The organism is Streptomyces sp. GL_141 (assembly GCF_057834385.1).
Map to the genome: position 1 here is coordinate 6,669,385 of NZ_CM174402.1, position 26,183 is coordinate 6,695,567.

Below are 26,183 nucleotides of genomic sequence, written 5' to 3' on the forward strand. Positions count from 1 at the left end.
TCGCGGCTTCGGCCCTGACACTTGCAGGCAATTACACAGCGAGGACGCAGTGGACGGTCGGTCTTATTCCGACATGACTGTCCCGCTCTAAGTGCGTGTGCACCGGATAACCGGTAAACATTCATGGAGAGTTTGATCCTGGCTCAGGACGAACGCTGGCGGCGTGCTTAACACATGCAAGTCGAACGATGAAGCCCTTCGGGGTGGATTAGTGGCGAACGGGTGAGTAACACGTGGGCAATCTGCCCTTCACTCTGGGACAAGCCCTGGAAACGGGGTCTAATACCGGATAACACTCCTGCCTGCATGGGCGGGGGTTAAAAGCTCCGGCGGTGAAGGATGAGCCCGCGGCCTATCAGCTTGTTGGTGGGGTAATGGCCCACCAAGGCGACGACGGGTAGCCGGCCTGAGAGGGCGACCGGCCACACTGGGACTGAGACACGGCCCAGACTCCTACGGGAGGCAGCAGTGGGGAATATTGCACAATGGGCGAAAGCCTGATGCAGCGACGCCGCGTGAGGGATGACGGCCTTCGGGTTGTAAACCTCTTTCAGCAGGGAAGAAGCGAAAGTGACGGTACCTGCAGAAGAAGCGCCGGCTAACTACGTGCCAGCAGCCGCGGTAATACGTAGGGCGCAAGCGTTGTCCGGAATTATTGGGCGTAAAGAGCTCGTAGGCGGCTTGTCACGTCGGATGTGAAAGCCCGAGGCTTAACCTCGGGTCTGCATTCGATACGGGCTAGCTAGAGTGTGGTAGGGGAGATCGGAATTCCTGGTGTAGCGGTGAAATGCGCAGATATCAGGAGGAACACCGGTGGCGAAGGCGGATCTCTGGGCCATTACTGACGCTGAGGAGCGAAAGCGTGGGGAGCGAACAGGATTAGATACCCTGGTAGTCCACGCCGTAAACGTTGGGAACTAGGTGTTGGCGACATTCCACGTCGTCGGTGCCGCAGCTAACGCATTAAGTTCCCCGCCTGGGGAGTACGGCCGCAAGGCTAAAACTCAAAGGAATTGACGGGGGCCCGCACAAGCAGCGGAGCATGTGGCTTAATTCGACGCAACGCGAAGAACCTTACCAAGGCTTGACATATACCGGAAAGCATTAGAGATAGTGCCCCCCTTGTGGTCGGTATACAGGTGGTGCATGGCTGTCGTCAGCTCGTGTCGTGAGATGTTGGGTTAAGTCCCGCAACGAGCGCAACCCTTGTCCTGTGTTGCCAGCATGCCCTTCGGGGTGATGGGGACTCACAGGAGACCGCCGGGGTCAACTCGGAGGAAGGTGGGGACGACGTCAAGTCATCATGCCCCTTATGTCTTGGGCTGCACACGTGCTACAATGGCCGGTACAATGAGCTGCGATACCGTGAGGTGGAGCGAATCTCAAAAAGCCGGTCTCAGTTCGGATTGGGGTCTGCAACTCGACCCCATGAAGTCGGAGTTGCTAGTAATCGCAGATCAGCATTGCTGCGGTGAATACGTTCCCGGGCCTTGTACACACCGCCCGTCACGTCACGAAAGTCGGTAACACCCGAAGCCGGTGGCCCAACCCGTAAGGGAGGGAGCTGTCGAAGGTGGGACTGGCGATTGGGACGAAGTCGTAACAAGGTAGCCGTACCGGAAGGTGCGGCTGGATCACCTCCTTTCTAAGGAGCACAGTACCGATTGCAGACAAACGTTCTGCACGGTCAGCTCAGGGTGGAACGTTGATTAGTTGGCACGGTTTCCAAAACCTTCTGTGAGTACTGCTTCGGCGTGGAAAACAGTAAGAGTGGCGGGGATCGTGCTTGGCACGTTGTTGGGTATCTGAGGGTACGGCCGAAAGGCTTTATCTTCGCGATGCCGGCCCCAGTGAACTTCGTCTTCGGATGAGGGTGATGGGTGACTGGTCGTTGCTTGAGAACTACACAGTGGACGCGAGCATCTGTAGGCCAAGTTTTTAAGGGCGCACGGTGGATGCCTTGGCACCAGGAACCGATGAAGGACGTGAGAGGCCGCGATAGGCCCCGGGGAGCTGCCAACTGAGCTTTGATCCGGGGGTGTCCGAATGGGGAAACCCGGCAGTCGTCATGGGCTGTCACCCACTGCTGAACACATAGGCAGTGTGGAGGGAACGCGGGGAAGTGAAACATCTCAGTACCCGCAGGAAGAGAAAACAACCGTGATTCCGGGAGTAGTGGCGAGCGAAACCGGATGAGGCCAAACCGTATGCGTGTGATACCCGGCAGGGGTTGCGCATGCGGGGTTGTGGGAATTCTTTTGATCGGTCTGCCGGCCGGTCGGCGAGTCAAAAACCGTTGATGTAGTCGAAGGACATGCGAAAGGTCCGGCGTAGAGGGTAAGACCCCCGTAGACGAAACATCAGCGGCTTGCTTAAGAATCTCCCAAGTAGCACGGGGCCCGAGAAATCCCGTGTGAATCTGGCGGGACCACCCGCTAAGCCTAAATATTCCCTGGTGACCGATAGCGGATAGTACCGTGAGGGAATGGTGAAAAGTACCGCGGGAGCGGAGTGAAATAGTACCTGAAACCGTGTGCCTACAAGCCGTGGGAGCGTCGCTGTATGTGCTTGCACATACAGTCGTGACTGCGTGCCTTTTGAAGAATGAGCCTGCGAGTTAGCGGTGTGTAGCGAGGTTAACCCGTGTGGGGAAGCCGTAGCGAAAGCGAGTCCGAATAGGGCGATTGAGTTGCACGCTCTAGACCCGAAGCGGAGTGATCTAGCCATGGGCAGGTTGAAGCGGAGGTAAGACTTCGTGGAGGACCGAACCCACCAGGGTTGAAAACCTGGGGGATGACCTGTGGTTAGGGGTGAAAGGCCAATCAAACTCCGTGATAGCTGGTTCTCCCCGAAATGCATTTAGGTGCAGCGTCACGTGTTTCTTGCCGGAGGTAGAGCACTGGATAGGCGATGGGCCCTACCGGGTTACTGACCTTAGCCAAACTCCGAATGCCGGTAAGTGAGAGCGTGGCAGTGAGACTGTGGGGGATAAGCTCCATGGTCGAGAGGGAAACAGCCCAGAGCATCGACTAAGGCCCCTAAGCGTACGCTAAGTGGGAAAGGATGTGGAGTCGCAGAGACAACCAGGAGGTTGGCTTAGAAGCAGCCACCCTTGAAAGAGTGCGTAATAGCTCACTGGTCAAGTGATTCCGCGCCGACAATGTAGCGGGGCTCAAGCGTACCGCCGAAGTCGTGTCATTGCAGCAATAGGGCCAACGCCCGCTGTGATGGGTAGGGGAGCGTCGTGTGCCGGGTGAAGCAGCAGCGGAAGCTAGTTGTGGACGGTTCACGAGTGAGAATGCAGGCATGAGTAGCGATACACACGTGAGAAACGTGTGCGCCGATTGACTAAGGGTTCCTGGGTCAAGCTGATCTGCCCAGGGTAAGTCGGGACCTAAGGCGAGGCCGACAGGCGTAGTCGATGGACAACCGGTTGATATTCCGGTACCCGCTTTGAAACGCCCAATATCGAATCAGGCGATGCTAAGCCCGTGAAGCCGTTCCGGACCCTTCGGGGAAAGGAAAGTGGTGGAGCCGGCGAACCAGACTTGTAGTAGGTAAGCGATGGGGTGACGCAGGAAGGTAGTCCAGCCCGGGCGGTGGTAGTCCCGGGGTAAGGGTGTAGGCCGAGGGGTAGGCAAATCCGTCCCTCATATAAGGCTGAGACCTGATGCCGAGCCGATTGTGGTGAAGTGGATGATCCTATGCTGTCGAGAAAAGCCTCTAGCGAGTTTCATGGCGGCCCGTACCCTAAACCGACTCAGGTGGTCAGGTAGAGAATACCGAGGCGTTCGGGTGAACTATGGTTAAGGAACTCGGCAAAATGCCCCCGTAACTTCGGGAGAAGGGGGGCCATCACTGGTGATCGGATTTACTCCGTGAGCTGGGGGTGGCCGCAGAGACCAGCGAGAAGCGACTGTTTACTAAAAACACAGGTCCGTGCGAAGCCGTAAGGCGATGTATACGGACTGACGCCTGCCCGGTGCTGGAACGTTAAGGGGACCGGTTAGTCACATTTCGGTGTGGCGAAGCTGAGAACTTAAGCGCCAGTAAACGGCGGTGGTAACTATAACCATCCTAAGGTAGCGAAATTCCTTGTCGGGTAAGTTCCGACCTGCACGAATGGCGTAACGACTTCTCGACTGTCTCAACCATAGGCCCGGTGAAATTGCACTACGAGTAAAGATGCTCGTTTCGCGCAGCAGGACGGAAAGACCCCGGGACCTTTACTATAGTTTGATATTGGTGTTCGGTTCGGCTTGTGTAGGATAGGTGGGAGACTTTGAAGCAGCCACGCCAGTGGTTGTGGAGTCGTCGTTGAAATACCACTCTGGTCGTGCTGGATGTCTAACCTCGGTCCGTGATCCGGATCAGGGACAGTGTCTGATGGGTAGTTTAACTGGGGCGGTTGCCTCCCAAAAAGTAACGGAGGCGCCCAAAGGTTCCCTCAGCCTGGTTGGCAATCAGGTGTTGAGTGTAAGTGCACAAGGGAGCTTGACTGTGAGACCGACGGGTCGAGCAGGGACGAAAGTCGGGACTAGTGATCCGGCGGTGGCTTGTGGAAGCGCCGTCGCTCAACGGATAAAAGGTACCCCGGGGATAACAGGCTGATCTTCCCCAAGAGTCCATATCGACGGGATGGTTTGGCACCTCGATGTCGGCTCGTCGCATCCTGGGGCTGGAGTCGGTCCCAAGGGTTGGGCTGTTCGCCCATTAAAGCGGTACGCGAGCTGGGTTTAGAACGTCGTGAGACAGTTCGGTCCCTATCCGCTGTGCGCGTAGGAATATTGAGAAGGGCTGTCCCTAGTACGAGAGGACCGGGACGGACGAACCTCTGGTGTGCCAGTTGTCCTGCCAAGGGCATGGCTGGTTGGCTACGTTCGGGAGGGATAACCGCTGAAAGCATCTAAGCGGGAAGCCTGCTTCAAGATGAGTATTCCCACCTCCTTGAGAGGGTAAGGCTCCCAGTAGACGACTGGGTTGATAGGCCAGATGTGGAAGCCCGGTAACGGGTGGAGCTGACTGGTACTAATAGGCCGAGGGCTTGTCCTCAGTTGCTCGCGTCCACTGTGTTAGTTCTGAAGCAACGAACGGTTGCTGGTTTCTAGAGCTAGAACATAACTATAAAGTGTGCTTGTTCGCTCGAAACCGATTAGGGTTTCGGTGGTCATAGCGTTAGGGAAACGCCCGGTTACATTCCGAACCCGGAAGCTAAGCCTTTCAGCGCCGATGGTACTGCAGGGGGGACCCTGTGGGAGAGTAGGACACCGCCGAACAATTTTTCAAAGGACCCCTGGTCCAGCGTTCAACGCTGGAGCAGGGGTCTTTTTTGTTTTTCTGAGCTTTACCTGGCTTTACGTAGCTTTACGCCGAAGCGCGGCCATGGGTTGGTTGCGCGAGAATGACTAGCGGTACCCCGACGACAGGAGTCACACCCATGTCCAACTCTCCCGACGATCGTCCGGAGCGCGAGCCTCGTCGCAACGACGGCGGTGACAGGGGCGGCTACCGCGGGGGCCGTGACGACCGTGGCGGCGACCGTCCGCCGTTCCGTCGCGACGACCGTGGTGGCGACCGTCCCGCCGGTGGTGGCTTCCGTCGTGACGACCGTGGCGGCCGTCCGGCCGGCGGTGGCGACCGTCCGTCGTACCCGCGTCGCGATGACCGTCCCTCCGGTGGTGGCGACCGTCCCGCCGGCGGCGGCTTCCGCCGTGACGACCGTGGCGGCCGTCCGGCCGGTGGTGGCGACCGTCCGTCGTACCCGCGTCGTGACGACCGTGGCGGCGACCGTCCCACCGGTGGTGGCTTCCGTGGCAACGACCGTGGTGACCGTCCCTCCGGCGGTGGCGGCTTCCGCGGCAACGACCGTGGTGACCGCCCCTCCTTCCCGCGTCGTGATGACGACCGTGGTGGGTTCCGCGGCGGCCGTGACGACCGCGGTGGCGACCGTCCGTCGTACCCGCGTCGCGATGACCGCCCCTCCGGTGGCGACCGCCCGGCCGGCGGTGGCTTCCGCCGCGACGACCGTGGTGACCGCCCCTCCGGTGGCGGCTTCCGTGGCAACGACCGCGGCGACCGTCCCTCGTACCCGCGTCGCGATGACCGTCCCTCCGGTGGCGACCGTCCGTCGTACCCGCGTCGTGATGACGACCGTGGTGGGTTCCGCGGCGGCCGTGACGACCGCGGTGGCGACCGTCCCTCCTTCCCGCGTCGCGATGACCGGGGTGGCGACCGTCCCTCCGGTGGTGGCTTCCGTGGGAACGACCGGGGCGACCGTCCGTCGTACCCGCGTCGTGACGACCGTCCCTCCGGTGGCGACCGTCCCTCGTTCCCGCGTCGTGATGACGACCGTGGTGGGTTCCGTGGCGGCCGTGACGACCGCGGTGGCGACCGTCCGTCGTACCCGCGTCGCGATGACCGTCCCTCCGGTGGCGACCGCCCGTCGTACCCGCGTCGTGACGACCGTGGCGGCGACCGCCCCACCGGTGGTGGCTTCCGCGGCAACGACCGGGGCGACCGTCCCTCCGGCGGTGGCGGCTTCCGCGGCAACGACCGCGGCGACCGCCCCTCCTTCCCGCGTCGTGATGACGACCGTGGTGGGTTCCGCGGCGGCCGTGACGACCGCGGTGGCGACCGTCCGTCGTACCCGCGTCGCGATGACCGCCCCTCCGGTGGCGACCGCCCGGCCGGCGGTGGCTTCCGCCGCGACGACCGTGGTGACCGCCCCTCCGGTGGCGGCTTCCGTGGCAACGACCGCGGCGACCGTCCCTCGTACCCGCGTCGCGATGACCGTCCCTCCGGTGGCGACCGTCCCTCGTACCCGCGTCGTGACGACCGTCCCTCCGGTGGCGACCGTCCCTCGTACCCCCGTCGTGATGACGACCGTGGTGGGTTCCGTGGCGGCCGTGACGACCGCGGCGGCGACCGTCCGTCGTACCCGCGTCGTGACGACCGGGGTGGCGACCGCGGTGGGTTCCGTGGTCGGGACGACCGTGGTGGCGACCGTGACTTCCGTGCCGACCGGGACCCGGTCAAGCGGCTTCCGATCGACGACGACGTCACCGGTTTCGAGATCGACTCCGACGTTCGCCAGGAGCTGCTGAGCCTGCCCAAGGGCCTGGCCGAGGAAGTCTCCAAGAACCTGGTCATGGTGGCCCGGCTGATCGACGAGGACCCGGAGCAGGCGTACGCGTACTCGCGCATCGCCCTGCGTCTGGCCTCCCGTGTCGCCGCCGTGCGCGAGGCCGCCGGCTTCGCCGCGTACGCCAACCAGAAGTACGCCGAGGCGATCGCGGAGTTCCGCGCCGCCAAGCGGATGACCGGTTCGGTCGAGCTGTGGCCGGTCATCGCCGACTGCGAGCGCGGCCTCGGCCGTCCGGAGCGGGCGCTGGCCATGGCCGGCGAGCCCGAGGTGCAGAAGCTGGACAAGGCCGGACAGGTCGAGATGCGACTGGTCGCGGCCGGCGCCCGCCGGGACATGGACCAGCTCGACGCGGCCATCGTGACCCTGCAGAGCCCGGAGCTGGCCTCCAACTCGGTGCAGCCGTGGACCGCGCGTCTGCGGTACGCCTACGCCGACGCCCTGCTGGCGGCCGGTCGTGAGGACGAGGCGCGCGAGTGGTTCGCCAAGACCCTCGAGGCCGACAAGGACGGGGCCACGGACGCCTCGGACCGCCTCGCCGAGCTGGACGGTGTCGAGTTCGTCGACGCCTCCGCCGACGACTCGGACGCCGACGATTCGGACGTCGAGGACGCGGACGTCGAGGACGAGTTCGACGACGAGGAAGAGGAAGAGGACGACGAGGACGACGACGACCCCGAGGTCGTTGCGGCCGAGCGCGCCTCCGACCAGGCCGAGTACTACGACGAGGACGACGACGAGTACGAAGGTGACGCCGACGTCGACGTCACCGACGAGATCGTCGTTCTCGACGAGGACGAGGACGGCGACCGTCAGGACGACGGGCGTCGCGAGTCCGGAGTCCGCGACGACGGCTGAGTGAGCTGAGAAGGGCGGTACCCCCGATGGGGGTACCGCCCTTTTTTGGTGGTCCGGGGTCCGCGGACCGGGTCCGGGCGTCCGTCAGTCCAGGCTGCGCAGGACCAGGCCGGTGGCCGGCTTGGGGCCGAAGGAGGTGGACTTGCGGGGCATCGTCACGCCCTGGCGGGCCAGTTCCCGTACGACCGACTCGCGTACGGGGTGCAGCAGGACGGCCGTGCCGCCGAGGCGCTCCGCCATCTCGACGGTGGCCTCGGTGTCGTGGATGTACGAGATCTGGTCGGGGGAGTCGGGGACGGCCCACAGCGTGTCCAGCAGGGTCGCGTGGAGCACCGTGGCGTCCAGCCGGCGCCAGGCCTCGGGGCGGTCGCCGCGGACCGTGCTCTCGATCAGGGCCGCCTCGGGGTCGGTGACCAGGTGGAAGCTGCCGTCGCCGGTGAGGAGGAAGGCGTTGCCGAGCTCCGCGGCCTCGGCCAGGGCCGCCATGGCCGCCGGCAGCGGGCCGTCGACGGTGCGGACCCGGAAGCGGCCGTCGAGGGCGGCCAGGGCGTCGGCGGGGGCCAGGCGCCGGAGCAGCCGGTGGATCGCGCGGACCTGGAGCGGGTAGCGGGCGGTGTCGACGAGGAGGACCAGGCCGAAGTCCCAGGGGGTGGGGGAGCCGTGCTCCTCCTGGAGGCGCAGGTACGTCGCCCAGCGGTGGTGGCCGTCGGCGATGAGGGCCTGGCGGTCGCCCAGGTCGGCGGTGATCGCCGCCAGGTCGGCGGGGTCCGTGACGGCCCACAGCCGGTGCTGGAAGCCGTCCTCGGTGGTGGTGGAGAACAGCGGCGTGGAGCGGGCGGTGCGCTCGACGACCGCGGCCGCGCCCGCCGCCGGATCCTCGCCGAGGTACGTCAGGAGGAGGGGCTCGAGATTGGCCGAGGTGGCGCGCATGAGGCCGGCGCGGTCGGTGACCACGTGGGGCATGACGTCCTCGTGGGGGAGGACGATCCCGGCGTCGGCGGCGGAGAGGGCGAGGGCCCCGATGACCCCGCGCTGGAGGAGCTCGCCCCGGCGCTGCTCGTAGACGTAGAGCGCGGGCACCGGATCGGCGCTGAGGATGCCCTCGGAGAGCCAGTCGCGCAGCGTGTGCGCCGCCTGCTGGTTGCGGGCGGCGGGGGTGTCGGCCTGCGGCAGGATCAGGCGGACGATGTTGTGGGGGTCGGCGGACTCCAGGTGGTTGAGTCCGTCGGGGCGCACGACCACGTCGTACGGCGGCGAGGTCACGGCGGCCAGGCTGCCGACGCGCTCGGGGACATAGCGCAGGCCATGGAACGGGATCAGGCGCAGTCCGTGGTCCGCGGTGCCAGATGTGGTCATTGGTGAATCGTAAGACCCGTCTCGGCATGCGGGATGATCGGGGGAGTACGGAAACCGGACAAGATCGATCGCACGAGGAGCCGACACCCATGACCCGGCAGAGCAGGACCCTTCCCGCGGGCAGTGAGCGGAGTCTGCACCAGGCGTACGACACGGCTCTGCTGGACCTGGACGGGGTGGTGTACGCGGGCGGTGAGGCCATCGCGCACGCCGTGGACTCGCTCGCCGCGGCCCGGGCCGACGGGATGCACCTGGCGTACGTGACGAACAACGCGCTGCGCACCCCGGACGCGGTCGCCGAGCACCTGAGCGAGCTGGGGATCCCGACGGAGGCCGGCGAGGTGATCACCTCCGCGCAGGCGGTGGCCCGGCTCATCTCCGAGCAGGTGGCGCCCGGTTCGAAGGTGCTGGTGATCGGCGGCGAGGGGCTGCGGGTCGCGCTGCGCGAACGCGGGCTGGTGCCGGTGGAGTCCGCCGAGGAGGAGGGGCTCGCCGCGGTGGTCCAGGGGTACGGAGGGCCCGATCTGGCGTGGGGGCGGTTCGCGGAGGCCTCGTACGCGATCAACCGCGGGGTGCCGTGGTACGCCTCGAACACCGATCTGACGATTCCGGGGGCGCGGGGGATCGCGCCGGGCAACGGGGCCGCCGTGGAGGTCGTACGGATCGCCACGGGCGCGGAGCCGCAGGTGGCGGGCAAGCCGCTGCCCCCGATGCACCGCGAGACCGTGCTGCGGACCGGGGCGAAGCGGCCGCTGGTGGTCGGGGACCGGCTGGACACCGATATCGAGGGCGCCTTCAACGGGGACGTGGACTCGCTGCTGGTGCTGACCGGGGTGACGGACGGGGCGCAGCTGCTGCGGGCCGAGCCGAAGTACCGGCCGACGTACGTGGACCGGGACCTGCGCGGGCTGCTGACCGGGCAGCCGGAGGTGGTGCCGGTGGCCGGGGGCGGTTTCCGCTGCGGGGGCTGGACCGCGGTGGCGGTGGACGGCGTACTGGAGCTGCGCGGGGAGGAAGCCGGAGCGGACGGTGCCGATGGCTCCGCCGGTGCTGAGAGTGCTGGCAGCGCCGACGGTGCCGATGGTGCGATGGACGGGCTGCGGGCGCTGTGTGCGGCGGCCTGGACCGCGGCGGGCGACGGCTCGTGCGGGCTGGACGCGGGCAAGGCGCTGGCCAGGCTCGGGCTGTAACTCGGGCTGCGACTCGGTCTGGAAGGGGATGTGATCTGTTCGGGCCGTACGCGCCGCCGGAGCCGGGCCGTCGGTGGGCGTGGCCGGGTCTTGGCAGGTCGGGGCCGGTCGGGGCCTGGTCCGAGGTCCCGGTGGGAGGGCCGTTCGGGGGAGTCGAGTGGGGTGGAGGGTAGGCTAACCTAACTTTCGTGTTGGTCGAGAGTCCCCCCGAACCGAGCGCGGCGCCGGCCGCCGCCACCCGCGCGCGCCACGGTGCGCGAGCCGCCGGTCTGCTCGCCGCCTTCGGCGTGCTCGCGCTGGTCGTGGTGGCGAGCATCGCCGTCGGCGCCAAGCAGATGCCCCTCCACGAGGTCTGGCACGGCCTGTTCCACTACTCCGGGACGGCCTCCGACGTCGTCGTACGGGACCTGCGGATCCCGCGGACCCTCCTCGGCGTGCTCGTCGGCCTCGGCCTCGGCCTGTCCGGCGCCGTGATGCAGGCCCTGACCCGCAACCCGCTGGCGGAGCCGGGCATCCTCGGCGTCAACGCGGGGGCCGCGGCCGCCGTCGTATCGGCCATCAGCTTCTTCGGGGCGACCTCGCTCGGCGAATTCGTGTGGTGGGCCTTCCTCGGCGCCGCCGTCGTCTCCGTGGTCGTGTACGTGCTCGGCGGCAGCCGCAGCGCCACACCCGTGCGCCTGGCGCTCGCCGGTACGGCGGCCACCGCGGCCCTCGTCGGATACATCAACGCCGTGCAGCTGATGGACAGCAAGGCGCTGGACAAGCTCCGCTTCTGGACCGTGGGCTCGCTGGCCTCCGCGAACATGGACACCGTCCGGCAAGTGGCGCCCTTCCTGCTGGTCGGCGCCGTCCTCGCGCTCGCTCTGGGCCGGCCGCTCAACGCCATGGCCATGGGCGACGACACCGCGCGGGCGCTCGGCGCCCACCTGACGCGGACCCGGATCGGCGCGATGATCGCCATCACCCTGCTGTGCGGGGCCGCGACCGCCGCCTGCGGGCCGATCGTCTTCGTCGGCCTGATGATTCCGCACCTCGTACGGTTCTTCACCGGCCCGGACATGCGCTGGGTGCTCGCGTACTCGGCGGTGCTCTCGCCCGTCCTGCTGCTCGGCGCCGACGTCATCGGCCGGGTCGTCACCCGGCCCGCCGAACTCCAGGTCGGCATCGTCACCGCGCTGATCGGCGGACCCGTCTTCATCTACCTCGTCCGGCGCAAGAGGATGGCCCAGCTGTGACAGTGACCGACGCACCCGTCAAGGCGCGCCGGGGCCGGACCGGGCCCCGGCCGGTGCACCTGCCCGGCGGGATCTCGCTGCGCGTGGAGCGGCGCGCGCTGGGCGTCGGGGCGCTGCTCCTGCTGCTCGTGCTGGCGACGGCCGTCCTGCTCATCGGCACCGGCGACTTCGACATCGCCCCCTGGGACGTCGTACAGACCCTGCTGGGCAACGGCACGCCCGCGCACGAGTTCATCGTCAACGACCTGCGGCTGCCGCGGGTCCTGGTCGGCGTCCTGGTGGGCGCGGCCCTCGGCATGGCCGGCGCCGTCTTCCAGTCCGTCTCGCGCAACCCCCTCGGCTCGCCCGACGTACTGGGCTTCGGCTACGGGTCCGCCGTCGGCGCGCTCCTGGTCATCGTGCTGTTCCACGGCAGCGCCGGCGAGGTGGCCGTCGGGGCCCTGGTGGGCGGGCTGGTGGCCGGCCTGGCCGTGTACCTGCTCGCGTACAAGCAGGGCATCCACGGCTACCGGCTGGTCCTCGTCGGAATCGGCGCCTCCGCGATGCTGACCGCCGTCATCCAGTACCTGCTGACGAAGGCGCAGCTCGTCGAGGCCACCCGCGCGATGGTCTGGCTGACCGGCTCGCTCGCCGGCCGGGACTGGGCGCAGGTCTGGCCGCTGCTCGCGACGTGCGCGGTGCTGTTCCCGCTGGTCCTCGGCCAGAGCCGGGCCCTGCGGATGATCGAGATGGGCGACGACGCGGCGTACGCCGTCGGGGTGCGGGTGGAGCGGACCCGGCTGCTCCTGATGGTGGCGGCGATCCTGCTCACCACCGCGGCCAGCGCCGCGGCCGGGCCCGTCAGTTTCGTCGCGCTGGCCGCGCCGCAGCTCGCCCGCCGGCTGACCCGCTCGCCCGGGGCGAGCCTGCTGACCGGCGCGCTGATGGGCGCACTCCTGCTGCTGGTGTCCGACTGGGTCTCACAGCGGGCCTTCGGCGCCGACCAGTTGCCGGTGGGGGTGGTGACGGGGCTGGTTGGCGGCTGCTACCTGCTCTGGCTGCTCGTCACCGAGCGCAGGGCGGGCCGCATATGAGGAACCAGAGGGGCCAGAAGGGCATGAGCAACCAGAGGAGCAGGCAAGTGCAGCGGCTGACCGCGGAGAACGTGACCCTCGGCTACGACCAGCGGGTCATCGCCGAGAACCTGTCGGTGGAGATCCCCGACCACTCCTTCACCGTGATCGTCGGCCCCAACGCCTGCGGCAAGTCCACCCTGCTGCGTGCGCTGTCGCGGATGCTGAAGCCGACGGCGGGACGGGTGCTGCTGGACGGTCAGGCCATCGGCTCGATGCCGGCGAAGAAGGTGGCCAAGACGCTGGGCCTGCTGCCGCAGTCCTCGATCGCCCCGGACGGGATCACCGTGTCGGACCTCGTCTCGCGGGGCCGCTACCCGCACCAGGGGCTGCTGCGGCAGTGGTCGGCGGACGACGAACGCATCGTGAACGAGTCGATGGCCTCCACGGGGGTCGCCGAGCTCGCGGACCGGGCGGTGGACGAGCTGTCGGGCGGGCAGCGCCAGCGGGTGTGGATCGCCATGGCACTGGCGCAGCAGACGCCGCTGCTGCTGCTGGACGAGCCGACGACCTACCTGGACATCCAGCACCAGATCGAGGTGCTGAACCTTTGCGCTGAGCTCCACGAGGAGCAGGGGCGGACGCTGGTCGCCGTGCTCCACGACCTGAACCACGCGGCCCGCTACGCCACCCACCTGATCGCGATGCGGGACGGGAGGGTCGTGGCGGAGGGGCCGCCGGCCGAGGTGGTCACGGCGGAGCTGGTGGAGCGGGTGTTCGGGCTGCGGTGCCAAGTCATTCCGGACCCGGAGACGGGGACGCCGCTGGTGATCCCCGCGGCCAGGCTTGCTCGCGCGACCCGGTAGGCGGCGGGGTGGCAGGCCCGGTCGGCAGGGTGCGGCGGTGCTTCCGGGGCTCCGCCCCGGACCCCGCGCCTCAAACGCCGGCGAGGCTGATCTTGCCCGGCCAGGATGAAATTGCCCTGGCAGGGGTGGATGTGGCCCGGTGGGGGCTCAGAGCAGGCTCTTGAGGCGGAGGAGGTCGCGGAAGCCTGCCTCCAGGCGGATGCGGCCCGAGGCCCAGGCCTTCGGGAACTTCAGGTCGCCGGCGACCAGGGCGACCAGGTCGTCGCCGGTCATCGCGAGCCGGATCTCGGCCTTGGCGGACGGCGGGCCGGGGGCCACCGCGTCCACGCGGATCCGGCCTCCGTCGAGGCGGCCCGTGAAGGTCCGGTCCAGGTCGGTGATGTGGCAGCTCAGCGAGCGGTCGAGCGCGGTCGCACCGCGCACGTCGCCTTCGGCCCGCGCCAGGTTGTCGGAGAGTTGGTCGAGTGCCGCACGGCACTCCTCGATCGTAGCCATCGTGATCCCGACCGTACCGCAGAGCCGCGCGCGGTCGCGGGCCCCCTACGCGGTAGCGTCGGGGGCATGAGCGAAGAAGTGCCCGCCGCCGCCCAGGAACCGGACGAAGCCCCGGCCGCGCCCGCCGGGCCGGTCGCGCTGGGCGTCGTACGCACCCCCACCGGGCACGCCGGAGTGGACTCCGCGCTGGAGCGGCTGGCGGACCTGGACCACCTCCCGGCGGACGGACACGTCGAGGTGTACGAGGATGTGCACAGGGGGCTGCGCTCCGCGCTCACCGCGCTGGACGCGACCGAAGGCCCCCGTCCGCACGAAAACAGGAGCTGAACCGATCGTGGCAGGAGTGGCACGCCGCCGCCTGGACGCCGAACTGGTACGCCGCAGCATGGCCCGCTCGCGCGAGCACGCCGCGCAGCTGATCGCCGCCGGCCGGGTGACCGTGGGCGGCAATACGGCGACGAAGCCGGCCACCCAGGTCGAGACCAGCGCGGCCCTCGTTGTCCTCAAGGACGACGGCGACCCCGACTACGTCTCCCGGGGCGGCCACAAGCTGGCGGGGGCGCTCGCGGCCTTCCAGCCCCAGGGGCTGCGCGTGGAGGGCCGCCGGGCGCTGGACGCGGGCGCCTCGACCGGTGGCTTCACCGACGTGCTGCTGCGCGCCGGCGTGGAGCACGTGATGGCGGTCGACGTCGGCTACGGGCAGCTCGCCTGGTCCCTGCAGAGCGACGACCGGGTCACCGTCAAGGACCGCACGAACGTGCGCGAGCTGACGGTGGAGCTGATCGACGGGGTGCCGGTGGATCTGGTCGTCGGTGACCTGTCCTTCATCTCGATCGGGCTGGTGCTGCCCGCGCTCGTACGCTGCTGCGCGCCCGACGCGGATCTGGTGCTGATGGTCAAGCCGCAGTTCGAGGTCGGCAAGGAACGGCTCGGCAGCGGTGGCGTGGTGCGCAGTACGGTGCTGCGCGCCGAGGCCGTGCGCGACGTCGCGGCGCAGGCGTGGAAGCTGGGCCTGGGCGTGCTCGGGGTGACCGCGAGCCCGCTCCCGGGCCCCTCGGGCAACGTCGAGTATTTTCTGTGGCTGAGGGCGGGGGCACCGGCACTCGACCCGGCGGATGTTGACCGTGCAGTGGCGGAGGGGCCGCAGTGAGTGATCTTTCGGGGGACCCGGCACAGTCGGGGGAGTCAGGGAATTCGGAGCACGAGGACTCGGGGGCGTCGGGAGCGTCGGGGAAGCGCACGGTCTTCCTGCTCGCGCACACCGGGCGGCCGGCGGCCATCCGCAGCGCCGAGCTGGTGGTCCAGGGACTGCTGCGCAGCGGGCTGGGCGTACGGGTGCTGCGGCACGAGGCGGTGGACCTGCCGCTGCCGCCCGAGGTGGAGCTGGTGGCCGAGTCCGAGTGCACCCCGGAGGTGCTCGACGGGTGCGAGCTGCTGATCGTGCTCGGCGGCGACGGGACGCTGCTGCGCGGCGCGGAGTTCGCGCGCGGCTCCGGGGTGCCGATGCTCGGCGTCAACCTGGGCCGGGTGGGCTTCCTCGCGGAGGCGGAGCGGGACGACCTGGACAAGGTCGTGGACCGGGTCGTGACGCGCGACTACGAGGTCGAGGAGCGGATGACCCTCGACGTGACCGTGCGGACCAACGGGGACGTGGTGCACCGGGACTGGGCGCTGAACGAGGCGGCCGTCCAGAAGGTGTCCCCGGAGCGGATGCTGGAGGTGGTCCTGGAGATCGACGGGCGCCCGGTGTCCGGCTTCGGCTGCGACGGGATCGTCTGCGCGACGCCGACGGGCTCGACGGCGTACGCCTTCTCGGCCGGCGGGCCGGTGGTCTGGCCGGAGGTGGAGGCGCTGCTGATGGTGCCGATCAGCGCGCACGCGCTGTTCGCCAAGCCGCTGGTGACCTCGCCGGACTCGGTGCTGGCCGTGGAGGTGCAGACCGGGACCCCGCACGGGGTGCTGTGGTGCGACGGGCGGCGGACGGTGGAGCTGCCGTCCGGGGCCCGCGTGGAGGTCCGGCGGGGGACGGTGCCGGTGCGGCTCGCCCGGCTGCACCACGCGTCGTTCACGGACCGGCTCGTCGCGAAGTTCGCGCTGCCGGTGTCGGGATGGCGCGGAGCCCCGCACTAGGGCCTGTCGTCACTCCCGTCGTCGCCCGAAGGGCGGCCCCGTACGGGTTCTGTGCACCGCGCGTACGTAAATAGCATGATTGTTCGAGCCGGTTCGGGCGGGTGACGTCACATGGCACCCATGAAACCTCGGTATCGTCGTCCCGTGCTTGAGGAGATGCGGATACGGTCGCTCGGGGTCATCGACGACGCTGTGGTCGAGCTGTCGCCCGGTTTCACCGCGGTGACCGGCGAGACCGGCGCGGGCAAGACCATGGTCGTCACCAGCCTCGGGCTGCTGCTCGGCGGGCGCGCCGACCCCGCGCTGGTGCGGATCGGGGCCAAGGCGGCGGTCGTCGAAGGGCGCATCGTCATGCGCCCGGACGCCCCCGCGGCGCTGCGCGCCGAGGAGGCCGGTGCCGAGCTCGACGACGGCGCGCTGCTGATCAGCCGGACCGTTTCCGCCGAGGGCCGCTCGCGCGCCCACGTCGGCGGCCGCTCCGTGCCCGTCGGCCTGCTCGCCGAGCTCGCCGACGACCTCGTCGCCGTCCACGGGCAGACCGACCAGCAGGGCCTGCTCCGGCCCGCCCGGCAGCGCCAGGCCCTCGACCGGTACGCGGGCGACGCCGTCGCCGTCCCGCTGGAGAAGTACGCCGCCGCCCACCGCAGGCTGCGCGCCGTCGCCGGAGAGCTGGAGGAGATCACCACCCGGGCCCGGGAACGCGCCCAGGAGGCCGATCTGCTCCGCTTCGGGCTCGACGAGATCGCCGCCGTGGAACCGCTCTCGGGCGAGGACACCGAGCTGGCGGCGGAGGCGGAGCGCCTCGGGCACGCCGAATCCCTGTCCTCGGCCGCCCAGGTCGCACACGCGGCCCTGGCCGGCAACGTCGAGGACCCCGAGGGCGTCGACGCGGGCGCGCTCGTCGCCGGGGCGCACCGCGCACTGGAATCCGTACGCTCCCACGACCCGGCGCTCGGCGCGCTCGCCGAGCGGATCGGGGAACTGGGCATCCTGCTCGGGGACGTGGCCGGGGAACTCGCCGGCTACGCGGACGACCTGGACGCCGATCCGCTGCGGCTGGCCGCCGTGGAGGAGCGGCGGGCGGCGCTGACCCAGGTGATCCGGAAGTACGGATCCGCCGAGGGCGGGGTCGACTCCGTCCTGGAGTGGGCCGAACGCGGGTCCGTACGGCTGCTGGAACTGGACGGCGACGACGAGCGGATCGATGAGCTGACCGCGGAGCGTGACGGGCTGCGCCTGGAACTCTCCGCACTGGCGCAGGCGTTGACGGACGCGCGGAACGAGGCGGCGACCCGCTTCGCGTCGGCGGTCACCGAGGAGCTGGCCTCCCTGGCGATGCCGCACGCACGGGTCACCATCGACGTCCGGCAGACCGAGGACCCCGAGGGGGTCGAGGTCGGCGGCCGGCTCGTCGCGTACGGGCCCTCGGGCGTCGACGAGGTCGAACTGCTGCTCGCCCCGCACCCCGGTGCCCAGCCGCGGCCGATCGCCAAGGGCGCCTCGGGCGGTGAGCTCTCCCGGGTGATGCTCGCCGTCGAGGTCGTCTTCGCGGGCTCCGACCCGGTGCCGACGTACCTCTTCGACGAGGTCGACGCGGGCGTCGGCGGCAAGGCCGCCGTGGAGGTCGGGCGGCGGCTCGCGAAGCTGGCCAAGTCGGCGCAGGTCGTCGTCGTCACGCACCTGCCGCAGGTGGCGGCCTTCGCGGACCGGCAGCTGCTGGTCGAGAAGACCAACGACGGGTCCGTGACCCGCAGCGGCGTCACCGTCCTGGAGGGCGAGGCCCGGATCCGCGAGCTGTCGCGGATGCTGGCCGGCCACGAGGACTCGGCGTCGGCGCGGGCGCACGCGGAGGAGCTGCTCGCGGCGGCCCGGAGTCCGGAGTAGCGGAGCGGCGGCGTAGGGCCTTTCGCCGTCGACAAGGTCGGCGGGGTCATCATGCTGACGCCCGGCTAGCCCGTGTGGGTGAGGATCGGGGGGTCGTGGCGGTATCTCGTACGGGATCCGCACCCGTATGGTCCCGGAACGCGCGTGCGGACTGGCATTCTGAGCGACGTCCCTGCCTTCCTCCCTCACCCTGGAGCTTCGGCCCGTGAGCAGCTCCCCGGTAACGGTCCCCGTCCTTCGCACCGTCCAAGTGCTCGGCGGCGCGAGCGGTGGTGCGCACGTGCGGTCGCTGGCCACCGGGCTCGCCGCGCGCGGCGTACGGGTCACCGTGTGCGGACCCGTCGAGGCGGAGGGGGAGTACGACTTCACCGGCGCCGGGGCACGCTTCACCCCGGACGCGGTGAGCGCGTTGCGGGCCGCGTGCGTCGAGGCCGACGTGGTGCACGCGCACGGCGTACGGGCGGGCATGCGCGCGGCGCTGGCCCTGCGCGGGCGGCGGGTTCCCCTGGTCGTGAGCTGGCACGGCGGCGGCCCCGGCAGCGGCCGCCTGAGCCTGCTGCTGGAACGGCACGTCGCGCGGGCCGCGGCGATCGTCCTCGGCGCCTCCTCCGCGCAGGTGGACCTGGCCCGGCTGCGGGGGGCGCGGGACGCGCGGCTGGCGGCGGTGGCGGTACCGGGGCCCACGGAGGCTGCCGGATCCACCGGGTCTACGGAGGCTCCGGACCACGGGAAGGTGCGGGCGGAACTCGGCGCGGTGGAGCGGCCGTTGCTGATCGCGGTCGGGAGCCTGGTGCCTCGGCGCGGGTACTCCGTACTGCTGGACGCGGCGCGGGAGTGGCGGGAGCTGGACCCGGTGCCGCTGCTGGTCATCGCGGGAGAGGGGCCGATGCGGGCGGAGCTCGCGCGGCGGATCCAGGCGGAGCACCTGCCGGTGCGGCTGCTCGGGCGGCGGCGGGATGCCGCGCGGCTGCTGGCCGCGGCGGATGTCGCGGTGCTGCCGAGCCGGTGGGAGGCGCGGTCGCCGCTCGCGCAGGAGGCTCTGCGGAGGGGTGTGCCGTTGGTGGCGACGGCGGTGGGCGGTGTGCCCGAGCTGGTGGGGGCGGCGGGGGTGCTGGTGCCTTACGGGGACCCGGGGGCGCTGGCCGCTGCGGTGGCCGGGCTGCTGGCGGATCCCGCGCGGCGGGGGGAGTTGGCGGTGGCGGGGCGGGCGCAGGCGCTGACGTGGCCGTCGGAGGATGACACCGTGGCGCAAGTCCTGTCGGTGTACGACGAGTTGACTTCGCGCCGGCGATAGCCCTGGCGGGTCCCGGGCCGGGTGCGGCGCCGTTGCACGGGGGCCAGCCCCCGGACCCCCGCGCCTCAAACGCCGGCGGGGCTGGGTGGTGCCGGGGCCCGGTGGCTGCGGGTGGGGGTCGGTGCCGGGGGCGGAGCCCCAGGGGCCGGGTGCAGCCCGGGGCCAAATTCAGCCTCGCCGGCGTTTGAGGCGCGGGTCCGGGCGGAGCCCGGGGAACGGTGGAAGGGCGGGTAGGGGACCCAGCCCCGCAGGGCCGCACCGCGCGAGCGGCGGGTTAGGAAGGGCTCGCGTGGCGGCGGGCGCGGAGGGCCAGGCTTAGGGAGAGGACGGTTTCCGGGTCGTCCAGGTCCGCGCCCAGGAGCTCCGAGATGCGGGCCAGGCGGTTGTACAGGGTCTGGCGGTTCAGGTGGAGCTCGCGCGCGGTCTCCGCCTTGCGGCCCGCGTGGGCCAGGTAGGTCTCCAGGGTGGGGAGGAGCGGCGGGCGGGAGACCGTGTCGTGCACGCGCAGGGCGCCGATCGCGCGGTCCACGAAGGCCGCCAGGTCGGGGTGCTCGCGCAGCCGCCACAGGAGCAGGTCGATGTCCAGGCGGCGGGCGTCGTACCAGGGGCGGGCGGGGAGTCCGTGCGCGGCGGTGGCGGTCTCGGCCGCGTGGCGCAGGCCCGCCGAGACGGTCGCCCAGCCGCCGCAGACGCCGACGACCACCGCGGGCGCGGCCCCCGCACGGTCCAGGCCGGCCCGCTCCACGCCGGTGCGCAGCGCCACCGCGACCCGGTCGGAGACCGTGGTGCGTTCGGCGTCGGAGCGGAGGGAGACCAGGAGGGGGACGCGGCCTTCGACCGGGCGGACACCGAGGAGCACCGGGACGCCGACGGAGGCGAGTTCCTCCAGGACGGCCCGGGCCAGCACCGCCCAGTTGCCGGAAGGGGCCAGGTCCGAGGAGAGCCGCATGACGATGGGCAGGAGCGGGCCCGGGCCCGGCTTGAAGCCCAGGACGCGGGCCTGGGCGGGGGCGTCCTCTGCGGAGATCCGTCCCTCGGCGAGGTCCGTGAGGAAGTCGCCGCGGCCGCGCGCCGCCAGCTCGTCCTCCTGCCGGGCCTGCATCAGGACGACGGCCAGTACGCCGGCCGTCCGCTCCGCCGCCATCCGGTGCACGGGCAGCAGCGGCGCGGACACGCCCAGCAGGACCAGCCGGGCCCGCACCGAGCCGGTGCCGCGGCCGCCGCCCGGGACGTCGACCACCACGGCGTTGCCGGACGGTTCCGCCGGGCGCTGGCCGCGTAGGCCCTCCCAGACCTGGAGCGGGTCCGCCGCGGCCTCGCCGGCGACCGGGCCCGCCGCGTACAGCAGCTGGCCGTCGGGGGTTTCCAGGAAGACCGGGTTGGCCGTGAAGTCCGCCAGGATGTGGAGCACTTGGGGGATCCCGCCACCGTCGAGCAGGGCTTCCGTGCAGCGCCGGTGGACCTCCTCGGCCCGCTGGAGCAGCGCGTAGTGCCCGTTGACGATCTCGGTGTGGACCTCCTCCGTGACGGTCACGAAGGGGACTTCGCGGTGCAGCTGGACGAGGGGGAGGCCGACCGCCCGGGCCGTCTCCACCAAGGTCGCCGGGAGGCGGGTGAAGCGGGGTCCCAGCTCGACGACCAGCGCGGCGATGCCCCGGTCCGCGAGGCGGCGTACGAAGGCGCGCTGCTCGGCGGGACGGGTGCCGAGGCCGAGGCCGGTGGTCAGCAGCAGTTCGCCGCCCTTGAGCAGGGAGGCGATGTTGGGGACCTCGCCGGCGTGCACCCAGCGCACGGTCCGGCCGAGCCGGTCGGCGCAGGCCACCACCTCCGGGAGCCCGCCGCGCAGCCCCGGCAGCTCAAGTGCCCGCTGAACCGTGATCCCGCCCTGATTGTCCATATGGCGGACGCTACCGGGGCTCTTGTTCCGTGCACATCACCGAGCGGTTACGGGGCTCCGTATACCCCCGTCCGGCCCGACAACTCGTCGTCCCGGCAAGGAGATTATCGGACTGCATGCCGATTGTGGCGTACGTCACGCGGGGAGAGAGTGAGCGCCCTCACGACAGGAACGAGGAGCCATGAGCACGGATAGCAGCACCGGCGGCGGCGCACCCCAGGTCCAGAGGCTGAAAGCCAATTCCGTGGGCCTGGTCGGTGTCGTCTTCATGGCCGTCGCCACCGCCGCTCCCATCACCGCGATGACCGGCAACCTGCCCATCGCCGTCGGCTTCGGAAACGGCATCGGCGCCCCCGCCGGATATCTCTTCGCGACCGCCGTCCTGACCGTCTTCGCCGTCGGCTACGTCGCCATGGCCAAGCGGATCACGGCGGCCGGCGCCTTCTACGGGTACATCTCGCACGGCCTCGGCCGGATCGCCGGCATGGCCTCCGGCATGCTCGCGGTCCTCGCCTACATCGTCTTCGAGGCCTCGATCGTCGGTGTCTTCTCGTATTTCACCAAGACCACCGTTCACGACCAGCTCGGCATAGACCTGCCCTGGATCGTCTACGCGGCCGGCATGCTCGCGATCACGGCCGCCCTGGCACACTTCGACATCAACCTCACCGCCAAGGCGCTGGGCGTGATGCTCATCGCCGAGATCGCCGTCCTCTTCGCCGTCGCCACCGCCGTACTGATCGCGGGTGGCGGTCCGGACGGGATACCCCTCGAGCCGGTCAACCCGAAGAACGCCTTCACCGGGATCTCCGCCGGACTCGGCCTCTTCTTCGCCTTCTGGTCCTGGGTCGGCTTCGAGTCCACCGCCATGTACGGGGAGGAGTCGAAGAACCCGAAGAAGGTCATCCCCAAGGCGACCCTGATCTCCGTCGTCGGCGTGGGGCTCTTCTACATCTACGTCTCCTGGATGACCATCGCGGGCAACGGCCTCGCCAAGTCCGTGGAGCTCTCCGCCTCCGCGAGCCCGCTCGACCTGTTCTTCGCCCCCACCCAGACCTTCATCGGCGCCTGGGCCGTCGACGCCTTCCAGTGGCTGCTGCTCACCGGCTCCTTCGCCTGCGGCATGGCCTTCCACCAGTGCGCCGCCCGCTACCTCTATGCCATCGGCCGCGAGGGCTTCCTCCACCCGGGCCTGGGCCGTACGCACGCCAAGCACGGCTCCCCGTACATCTCCTCCATGGTGCAGACGGCCATCGCCACCGGCCTGGTCGCGCTGTTCTGGCTGACCGGGCAGGACCCGTACATCCACCTGTACACGCTGCTCGCGATCCTCGGCACCATGGCGATCCTCATCGTCCAGACCCTGTGCTCCTTCGCGGTGATCGGCTACTTCCGCAAGAACCACCCCGAGGACCGGCACTGGTTCCGCACCTTCACGGCCCCGCTGGTCGGCGGCATCGCCATGGCCGCCGTGGTCGTCCTGCTGCTGGTCAACATGAAGACGGCGGCCGGGCTGGCCGCCGACTCGTTCTTCTTCACCCTGATCCCGTGGATCGTCGGGGTCGTCTTCTTCGGCGGGCTGGGACTCGGCCTGTGGCTGAAGTTCAAGGCCCCGGACCGCTACGAGATCATCGGCCGCGTCGTCCTGGAGGACGCCGCCGAGCGCACCGACGAGTCCACCGATGAGCCCGCCCCCTCCGCCGCGAACGTCTGAGAAGGAGCCACCGCCATGGCCCGTACGCCACTGATGCACGCGCTCCGGCAGTTCGCCGAGGAGCACGCCGCCGCCCGCCGGCTCGGCCTGCCCGTCGCCGAGGTCCGCGGCTCCTCCCGCCGCCAGCTCCTGGCACGCGCCGCCGCGCTCGGGCTCTCCGCCGCCGTCGCCTCGGCCGCCGCCCCGGCACTCGCCCACGCGGTGGAGGCCACCCCCGACAAGAAGCCGGTCACCCCCGCCCGCGTCGCCATCGTCGGCGCCGGCATCTCGGGGCTGACCGCCGCCCTCACCCTCAAGGACGCGGGCGTCCCCTTCACCCTCTACGAGGCCAACCCGAGCCGCGTCGGCGGCCGGATGTGGACCCAGCGCTCCCTGTGGGCCTACGGGCAGACCTCCGAGATCGGCGGCGAGCTGATCGACACCAGCCACAAGAAGATCCTGGAGCTCTGCCGCCGCTTCGACCTCCAGACCGAGGACTTCCTCGGCGGCGGCCCCAACGGGGCGGAGGAGGTCCTCTGGTTCAACGGGACGTACTACCCGCGCGAGCAGGCCGACGAGGACTTCAACGCCGTCTACCAGGCCCTGCGCCGCGATCTCCAGGAGGCCGGGGAGGTCTCCTGGAACTCCTCGACCCCGGCCGGGACCGCCCTCGACAACATGACCATCCACCAGTGGATCGACACCCGGATCCCGGGCGGCCACGGCTCGCAGCTCGGCCGCTTCATCGACGTGGCGTACAACGTCGAGTACGGGGCCGACACCCAGCAGCAGTCCGCCCTCGCGCTGGTCCTGCTGATGGGCTACCAGCCCAACCCGGGCAACTTCAACGTCTGGGGCCTGTCCAACGAGCGCTACCACATCACCGGCGGCAACGACCAGCTGCCGAACGCCATCGCCCAGGCCCTGCCCGCCGGTTCGACGGTCATGGGCCGCGAGCTGGTCGCCGTACGCGTCTCCGCGGACGGCACCCAGACCCTGACCTTCAACGACGCGGGCGCCACCCGGACGGTCGTGGCCGACCACACCATCCTGTGCCTGCCGCTGCCGATCCTCCAGCGGATCGACATCACCGGCGCCGGCTTCGACCCGCTGATGAAGAACCTGCTGCGCGACGCCCGCATGGGCTACTGCACCAAGCTCAACATGCAGTTCACCAGCCGCCCCTGGCGCGGCACCGGCCCCTGGCCGGGGGTCTCCGCCGGGGACTGCTTCACCGACAGCGAGGTCCAGCAGACCTGGGACACCACGAAGGTCCAGCCGGGCAACGGCGGCATCCTGCTCCAGTACGGCGGCGGCACCCTGGCCGGCGCGATCACCCCGGCGACCCCCTTCGCCACCGACTCCGACCCCTACGTACGCACCCTCGCGGGCCGGATGCTCACCGGGATCGACGCCTTCTTCCCCGGCACCAAGGCGGCCTGGAACGGCAAGGCGCAGATATCGGCCTGGCACCGCAACCCGTACGCGCTCGGCGCCTACTCGTACTGGCCGACCGGCTACCTGCACAAGTACGCGAAGTACGAGGGCACCGCGCAGGGCCGGATCCACATCGGCGGAGAGCACTGCAGCTACGACTTCCAGGGGTTCATGGAAGGCGGGGCGACCGAGGGGGAGCGGGCGGCGAAGGAGGTGATCACCGCCCTGACGTAGGCATCGGGCGGGCGGTCAGGCGGGGGCGATGTTGTGGTTGAAGCGGAAGACGTTGTCCCGGTCGTACTCCCGCTTCAGCCGGCCCAGCCGCCGCATGTTCTCGGGTCCGAGGCCGGCGACCACCCGGTCTCCGCCCTCGTCCCCGGTGAAGTTGAGGTAGACCGCGCCGGTGCTCCACGGCTGGACGTCGGCGCGGACGTCCTTGACCCACTGGCGGCAGCGGTCGTCGTCGGCCGGGTCCTCCCAGGCACCGAACGGGTGCACCGCCCAGGGCGCGTCGCGGAACGGCACCGGGTAGTCGGCCGGGCCCTCGGCGATCGCGCCGCCCTGGGGCCACACCACGTGCTGGGTGCCGCTCGGCACCGGCATGGAGTCCGCGCGGGCGCAGAACACGTCCACGAACGCGTCGGGCACACCCGTCAGGTACTCCGCCGACCAGTAGTTCCGCATGCCCGGCGGATCGTCGAGCATGCACTGGAGGTCCGCGTAGGGCAGGGCCGTCACCAGCTCCGCCTCGTGCGGGATCGCCAGCAGCGGGGCGATGAGGCGGCGCAGCTCCTCCTCGGGTCCCGCGTACGTGACCAGCGCGCCCGCGAGCAGCAGCCCGACCAGGTGCGACGGGACGAACTCCTCGGGCGGCCCGGTCATGTAGATGGCGCCGCCGCCCGCCTCGCGCGGCCCGTCCTCCATGACGTCCCGGTACGTACGGACCACCTCGGGCCCGTGCTCGGGCAGGTACAGCAGGAGTGCGACGGACATGGCCGGCAGCTCGTGCAGCCGCAGGGTCAGCGAGGTCGCGACGCCGAAGTTCCCGCCGCCGCCGTGCAGCCCCCAGAACAGCTCGGGGTGGTCCTCCTCGGTCGCGGTCACCATCTCCCCGTCGGCCGTCACCAGGTCCACGGCGAGCAGGTTGTCCACCGCCAGGCCGAACTTGCGGTCCAGCCACCCGGTGCCGCCGCCCAGGACGAAGCCGCCGACCCCGGTGGTGGAGACGCGGCCGCCGGTGGTCGCCAGCCCGTACCGCTCGCAGGCCCGGTCCAGATGGCTCATCGTGGCGCCGCCCTCGACGCGGACGGACGAGGCCCCGGGGTGGACCGTCACCCCCTGCATCCGGCGCAGGTCAACGACCATGCCGCCGTCGTTCAGGGACATCCCCGCCACGCTGTGGCCGCCGCCGCGCACCGCGATCGGCAGGTCGAGCCGCCGTGCGAAGCGCACGGCGGTCACCACGTCCACCGGACTCTCGCACTGCGCGATGACGGCCGGCCGGCGGTCGATCATCCCGTTGTAGAGGGTGCGGGCCTCGTCGTACCCCGGATCCTCCGGAACCAGGACGGCGCCGGACAGGTCCTCGCGGAGCTCGGCAAGTGCCGTGCCCGCCTTCGAGAGGGGAGCCATGGCTACCCCCTTCCGGGAGATGC

Annotated in this window: 16 protein-coding genes, 3 rRNA genes and 1 pseudogene; 16 read left to right on the plus strand and 4 right to left on the minus strand. The window is 69.9% G+C overall.

Translation table 11 applies throughout. The features are described from left to right. The first annotated feature begins 120 nt into the window (after nucleotides 1-120). From AC3IX6_RS29665 to AC3IX6_RS29685, 5 genes and pseudogenes are all read left to right on the plus strand, one after another. Nucleotides 121-1,645, plus strand: a 16S ribosomal RNA gene (locus tag AC3IX6_RS29665). A 283-nt stretch (nucleotides 1,646-1,928) separates the two neighbouring features. Beyond that, nucleotides 1,929-5,052, plus strand: a 23S ribosomal RNA gene (locus tag AC3IX6_RS29670). A gap of 107 nt (nucleotides 5,053-5,159) precedes the next feature. Further along, nucleotides 5,160-5,276: ribosomal RNA gene (rrf, locus tag AC3IX6_RS29675) — 5S ribosomal RNA — on the plus strand. The 16S, 23S and 5S rRNA genes sit together here, the layout of an rRNA operon. A gap of 179 nt (nucleotides 5,277-5,455) precedes the next feature. Next, a pseudogene (locus AC3IX6_RS29680) lies at nucleotides 5,456-6,979 on the plus strand (hypothetical protein); the annotation flags it as partial. Nucleotides 6,980-7,147: 168 nt separating this feature from the next. Further along, nucleotides 7,148-7,999 carry a tetratricopeptide repeat protein gene (locus AC3IX6_RS29685; protein ID WP_489371596.1) on the plus strand — a complete coding sequence of 284 codons (852 nt, stop codon included), beginning with the start codon at nucleotides 7,148-7,150 and terminating at the stop codon, nucleotides 7,997-7,999. 84 nt (nucleotides 8,000-8,083) lie between these two features. Here AC3IX6_RS29685 and AC3IX6_RS29690 read toward each other — a convergent pair whose 3' ends face one another. Then, nucleotides 8,084-9,355: a DUF1015 family protein gene (locus tag AC3IX6_RS29690; protein WP_489366174.1), complete on the minus strand. Its 1,272-nt coding sequence runs from the start codon at nucleotides 9,353-9,355 to the stop codon at nucleotides 8,084-8,086. Nucleotides 9,356-9,444: 89 nt separating this feature from the next. Between AC3IX6_RS29690 and AC3IX6_RS29695 the strand changes: the two genes are divergently transcribed. From AC3IX6_RS29695 to AC3IX6_RS29710, 4 genes are all read left to right on the plus strand, one after another. Then, a complete protein-coding gene (locus AC3IX6_RS29695; RefSeq protein ID WP_489366176.1) occupies nucleotides 9,445-10,545 on the plus strand; it encodes an HAD-IIA family hydrolase in 1,101 nt (366 codons plus the stop codon). A gap of 191 nt (nucleotides 10,546-10,736) precedes the next feature. Beyond that, a complete protein-coding gene (locus AC3IX6_RS29700) occupies nucleotides 10,737-11,780 on the plus strand; it encodes a FecCD family ABC transporter permease (protein WP_489371597.1) in 1,044 nt (347 codons plus the stop codon). Then, nucleotides 11,777-12,853, plus strand: a complete 1,077-nt coding sequence (locus AC3IX6_RS29705) for a FecCD family ABC transporter permease (protein ID WP_489366178.1) — start codon at nucleotides 11,777-11,779, stop codon at nucleotides 12,851-12,853. The genes AC3IX6_RS29700 and AC3IX6_RS29705 overlap by 4 nt, the downstream gene beginning before the upstream one ends. Continuing rightward, nucleotides 12,850-13,698, plus strand: a complete 849-nt coding sequence (locus tag AC3IX6_RS29710; RefSeq protein WP_489366179.1) for an ABC transporter ATP-binding protein — start codon at nucleotides 12,850-12,852, stop codon at nucleotides 13,696-13,698. Before AC3IX6_RS29705 ends, AC3IX6_RS29710 begins: the two co-directional genes overlap by 4 nt. A 147-nt stretch (nucleotides 13,699-13,845) precedes the next feature. Here the strand turns inward: AC3IX6_RS29710 and AC3IX6_RS29715 are convergent, their stop codons facing one another. Continuing rightward, on the minus strand, nucleotides 13,846-14,193 hold the full coding sequence (locus tag AC3IX6_RS29715; RefSeq protein WP_274552579.1) for an SCP2 sterol-binding domain-containing protein: 348 nt from the start codon (nucleotides 14,191-14,193) through the stop codon (nucleotides 13,846-13,848). Nucleotides 14,194-14,259: 66 nt separating this feature from the next. On the opposite strand from AC3IX6_RS29715, the gene AC3IX6_RS29720 reads away from it, so the two are divergent. The 5 genes from AC3IX6_RS29720 (at nucleotide 14,260) to AC3IX6_RS29740 (ending at nucleotide 19,501) form a co-directional block, all read left to right on the plus strand. Next, a complete protein-coding gene (locus AC3IX6_RS29720) occupies nucleotides 14,260-14,520 on the plus strand; it encodes a hypothetical protein (protein WP_489366181.1) in 261 nt (86 codons plus the stop codon). Between the two features lie 7 nt (nucleotides 14,521-14,527). Next, nucleotides 14,528-15,343, plus strand: a complete 816-nt coding sequence (locus AC3IX6_RS29725) for a TlyA family RNA methyltransferase (RefSeq protein ID WP_489366183.1) — start codon at nucleotides 14,528-14,530, stop codon at nucleotides 15,341-15,343. Continuing rightward, the gene (locus AC3IX6_RS29730; protein ID WP_489366185.1) at nucleotides 15,340-16,323 is read left to right on the plus strand and encodes an NAD kinase; all 984 of its coding nucleotides are present in this window, start codon (nucleotides 15,340-15,342) and stop codon (nucleotides 16,321-16,323) included. Before AC3IX6_RS29725 ends, AC3IX6_RS29730 begins: the two co-directional genes overlap by 4 nt. Nucleotides 16,324-16,479: 156 nt before the next feature. After that, nucleotides 16,480-18,207, plus strand: a complete 1,728-nt coding sequence (recN, locus tag AC3IX6_RS29735; protein ID WP_489371598.1) for a DNA repair protein RecN — start codon at nucleotides 16,480-16,482, stop codon at nucleotides 18,205-18,207. A 205-nt stretch (nucleotides 18,208-18,412) separates the two neighbouring features. Then, complete coding sequence (locus tag AC3IX6_RS29740; RefSeq protein ID WP_489366187.1) at nucleotides 18,413-19,501, plus strand: glycosyltransferase family 4 protein; 1,089 nt, start codon at nucleotides 18,413-18,415, stop codon at nucleotides 19,499-19,501. A 274-nt stretch (nucleotides 19,502-19,775) separates the two neighbouring features. Here AC3IX6_RS29740 and AC3IX6_RS29745 read toward each other — a convergent pair whose 3' ends face one another. Then, a complete protein-coding gene (locus AC3IX6_RS29745) occupies nucleotides 19,776-21,398 on the minus strand; it encodes a PucR family transcriptional regulator (protein WP_489366189.1) in 1,623 nt (540 codons plus the stop codon). A 181-nt stretch (nucleotides 21,399-21,579) separates the two neighbouring features. Here AC3IX6_RS29745 and AC3IX6_RS29750 point away from each other — a divergent pair, with 181 nt between their 5' ends. Then, nucleotides 21,580-23,112, plus strand: a complete 1,533-nt coding sequence (locus tag AC3IX6_RS29750) for an APC family permease (RefSeq protein ID WP_489366190.1) — start codon at nucleotides 21,580-21,582, stop codon at nucleotides 23,110-23,112. A 15-nt stretch (nucleotides 23,113-23,127) separates the two neighbouring features. Next, nucleotides 23,128-24,762: a flavin monoamine oxidase family protein gene (locus AC3IX6_RS29755; protein ID WP_489366192.1), complete on the plus strand. Its 1,635-nt coding sequence runs from the start codon at nucleotides 23,128-23,130 to the stop codon at nucleotides 24,760-24,762. A gap of 15 nt (nucleotides 24,763-24,777) precedes the next feature. On the opposite strand, the gene AC3IX6_RS29760 is transcribed toward AC3IX6_RS29755, so the two are convergent. Continuing rightward, nucleotides 24,778-26,160 carry an FAD-binding oxidoreductase gene (locus AC3IX6_RS29760; protein ID WP_489366194.1) on the minus strand — a complete coding sequence of 461 codons (1,383 nt, stop codon included), beginning with the start codon at nucleotides 26,158-26,160 and terminating at the stop codon, nucleotides 24,778-24,780. Nucleotides 26,161-26,183: the final 23 nt, after the last annotated feature.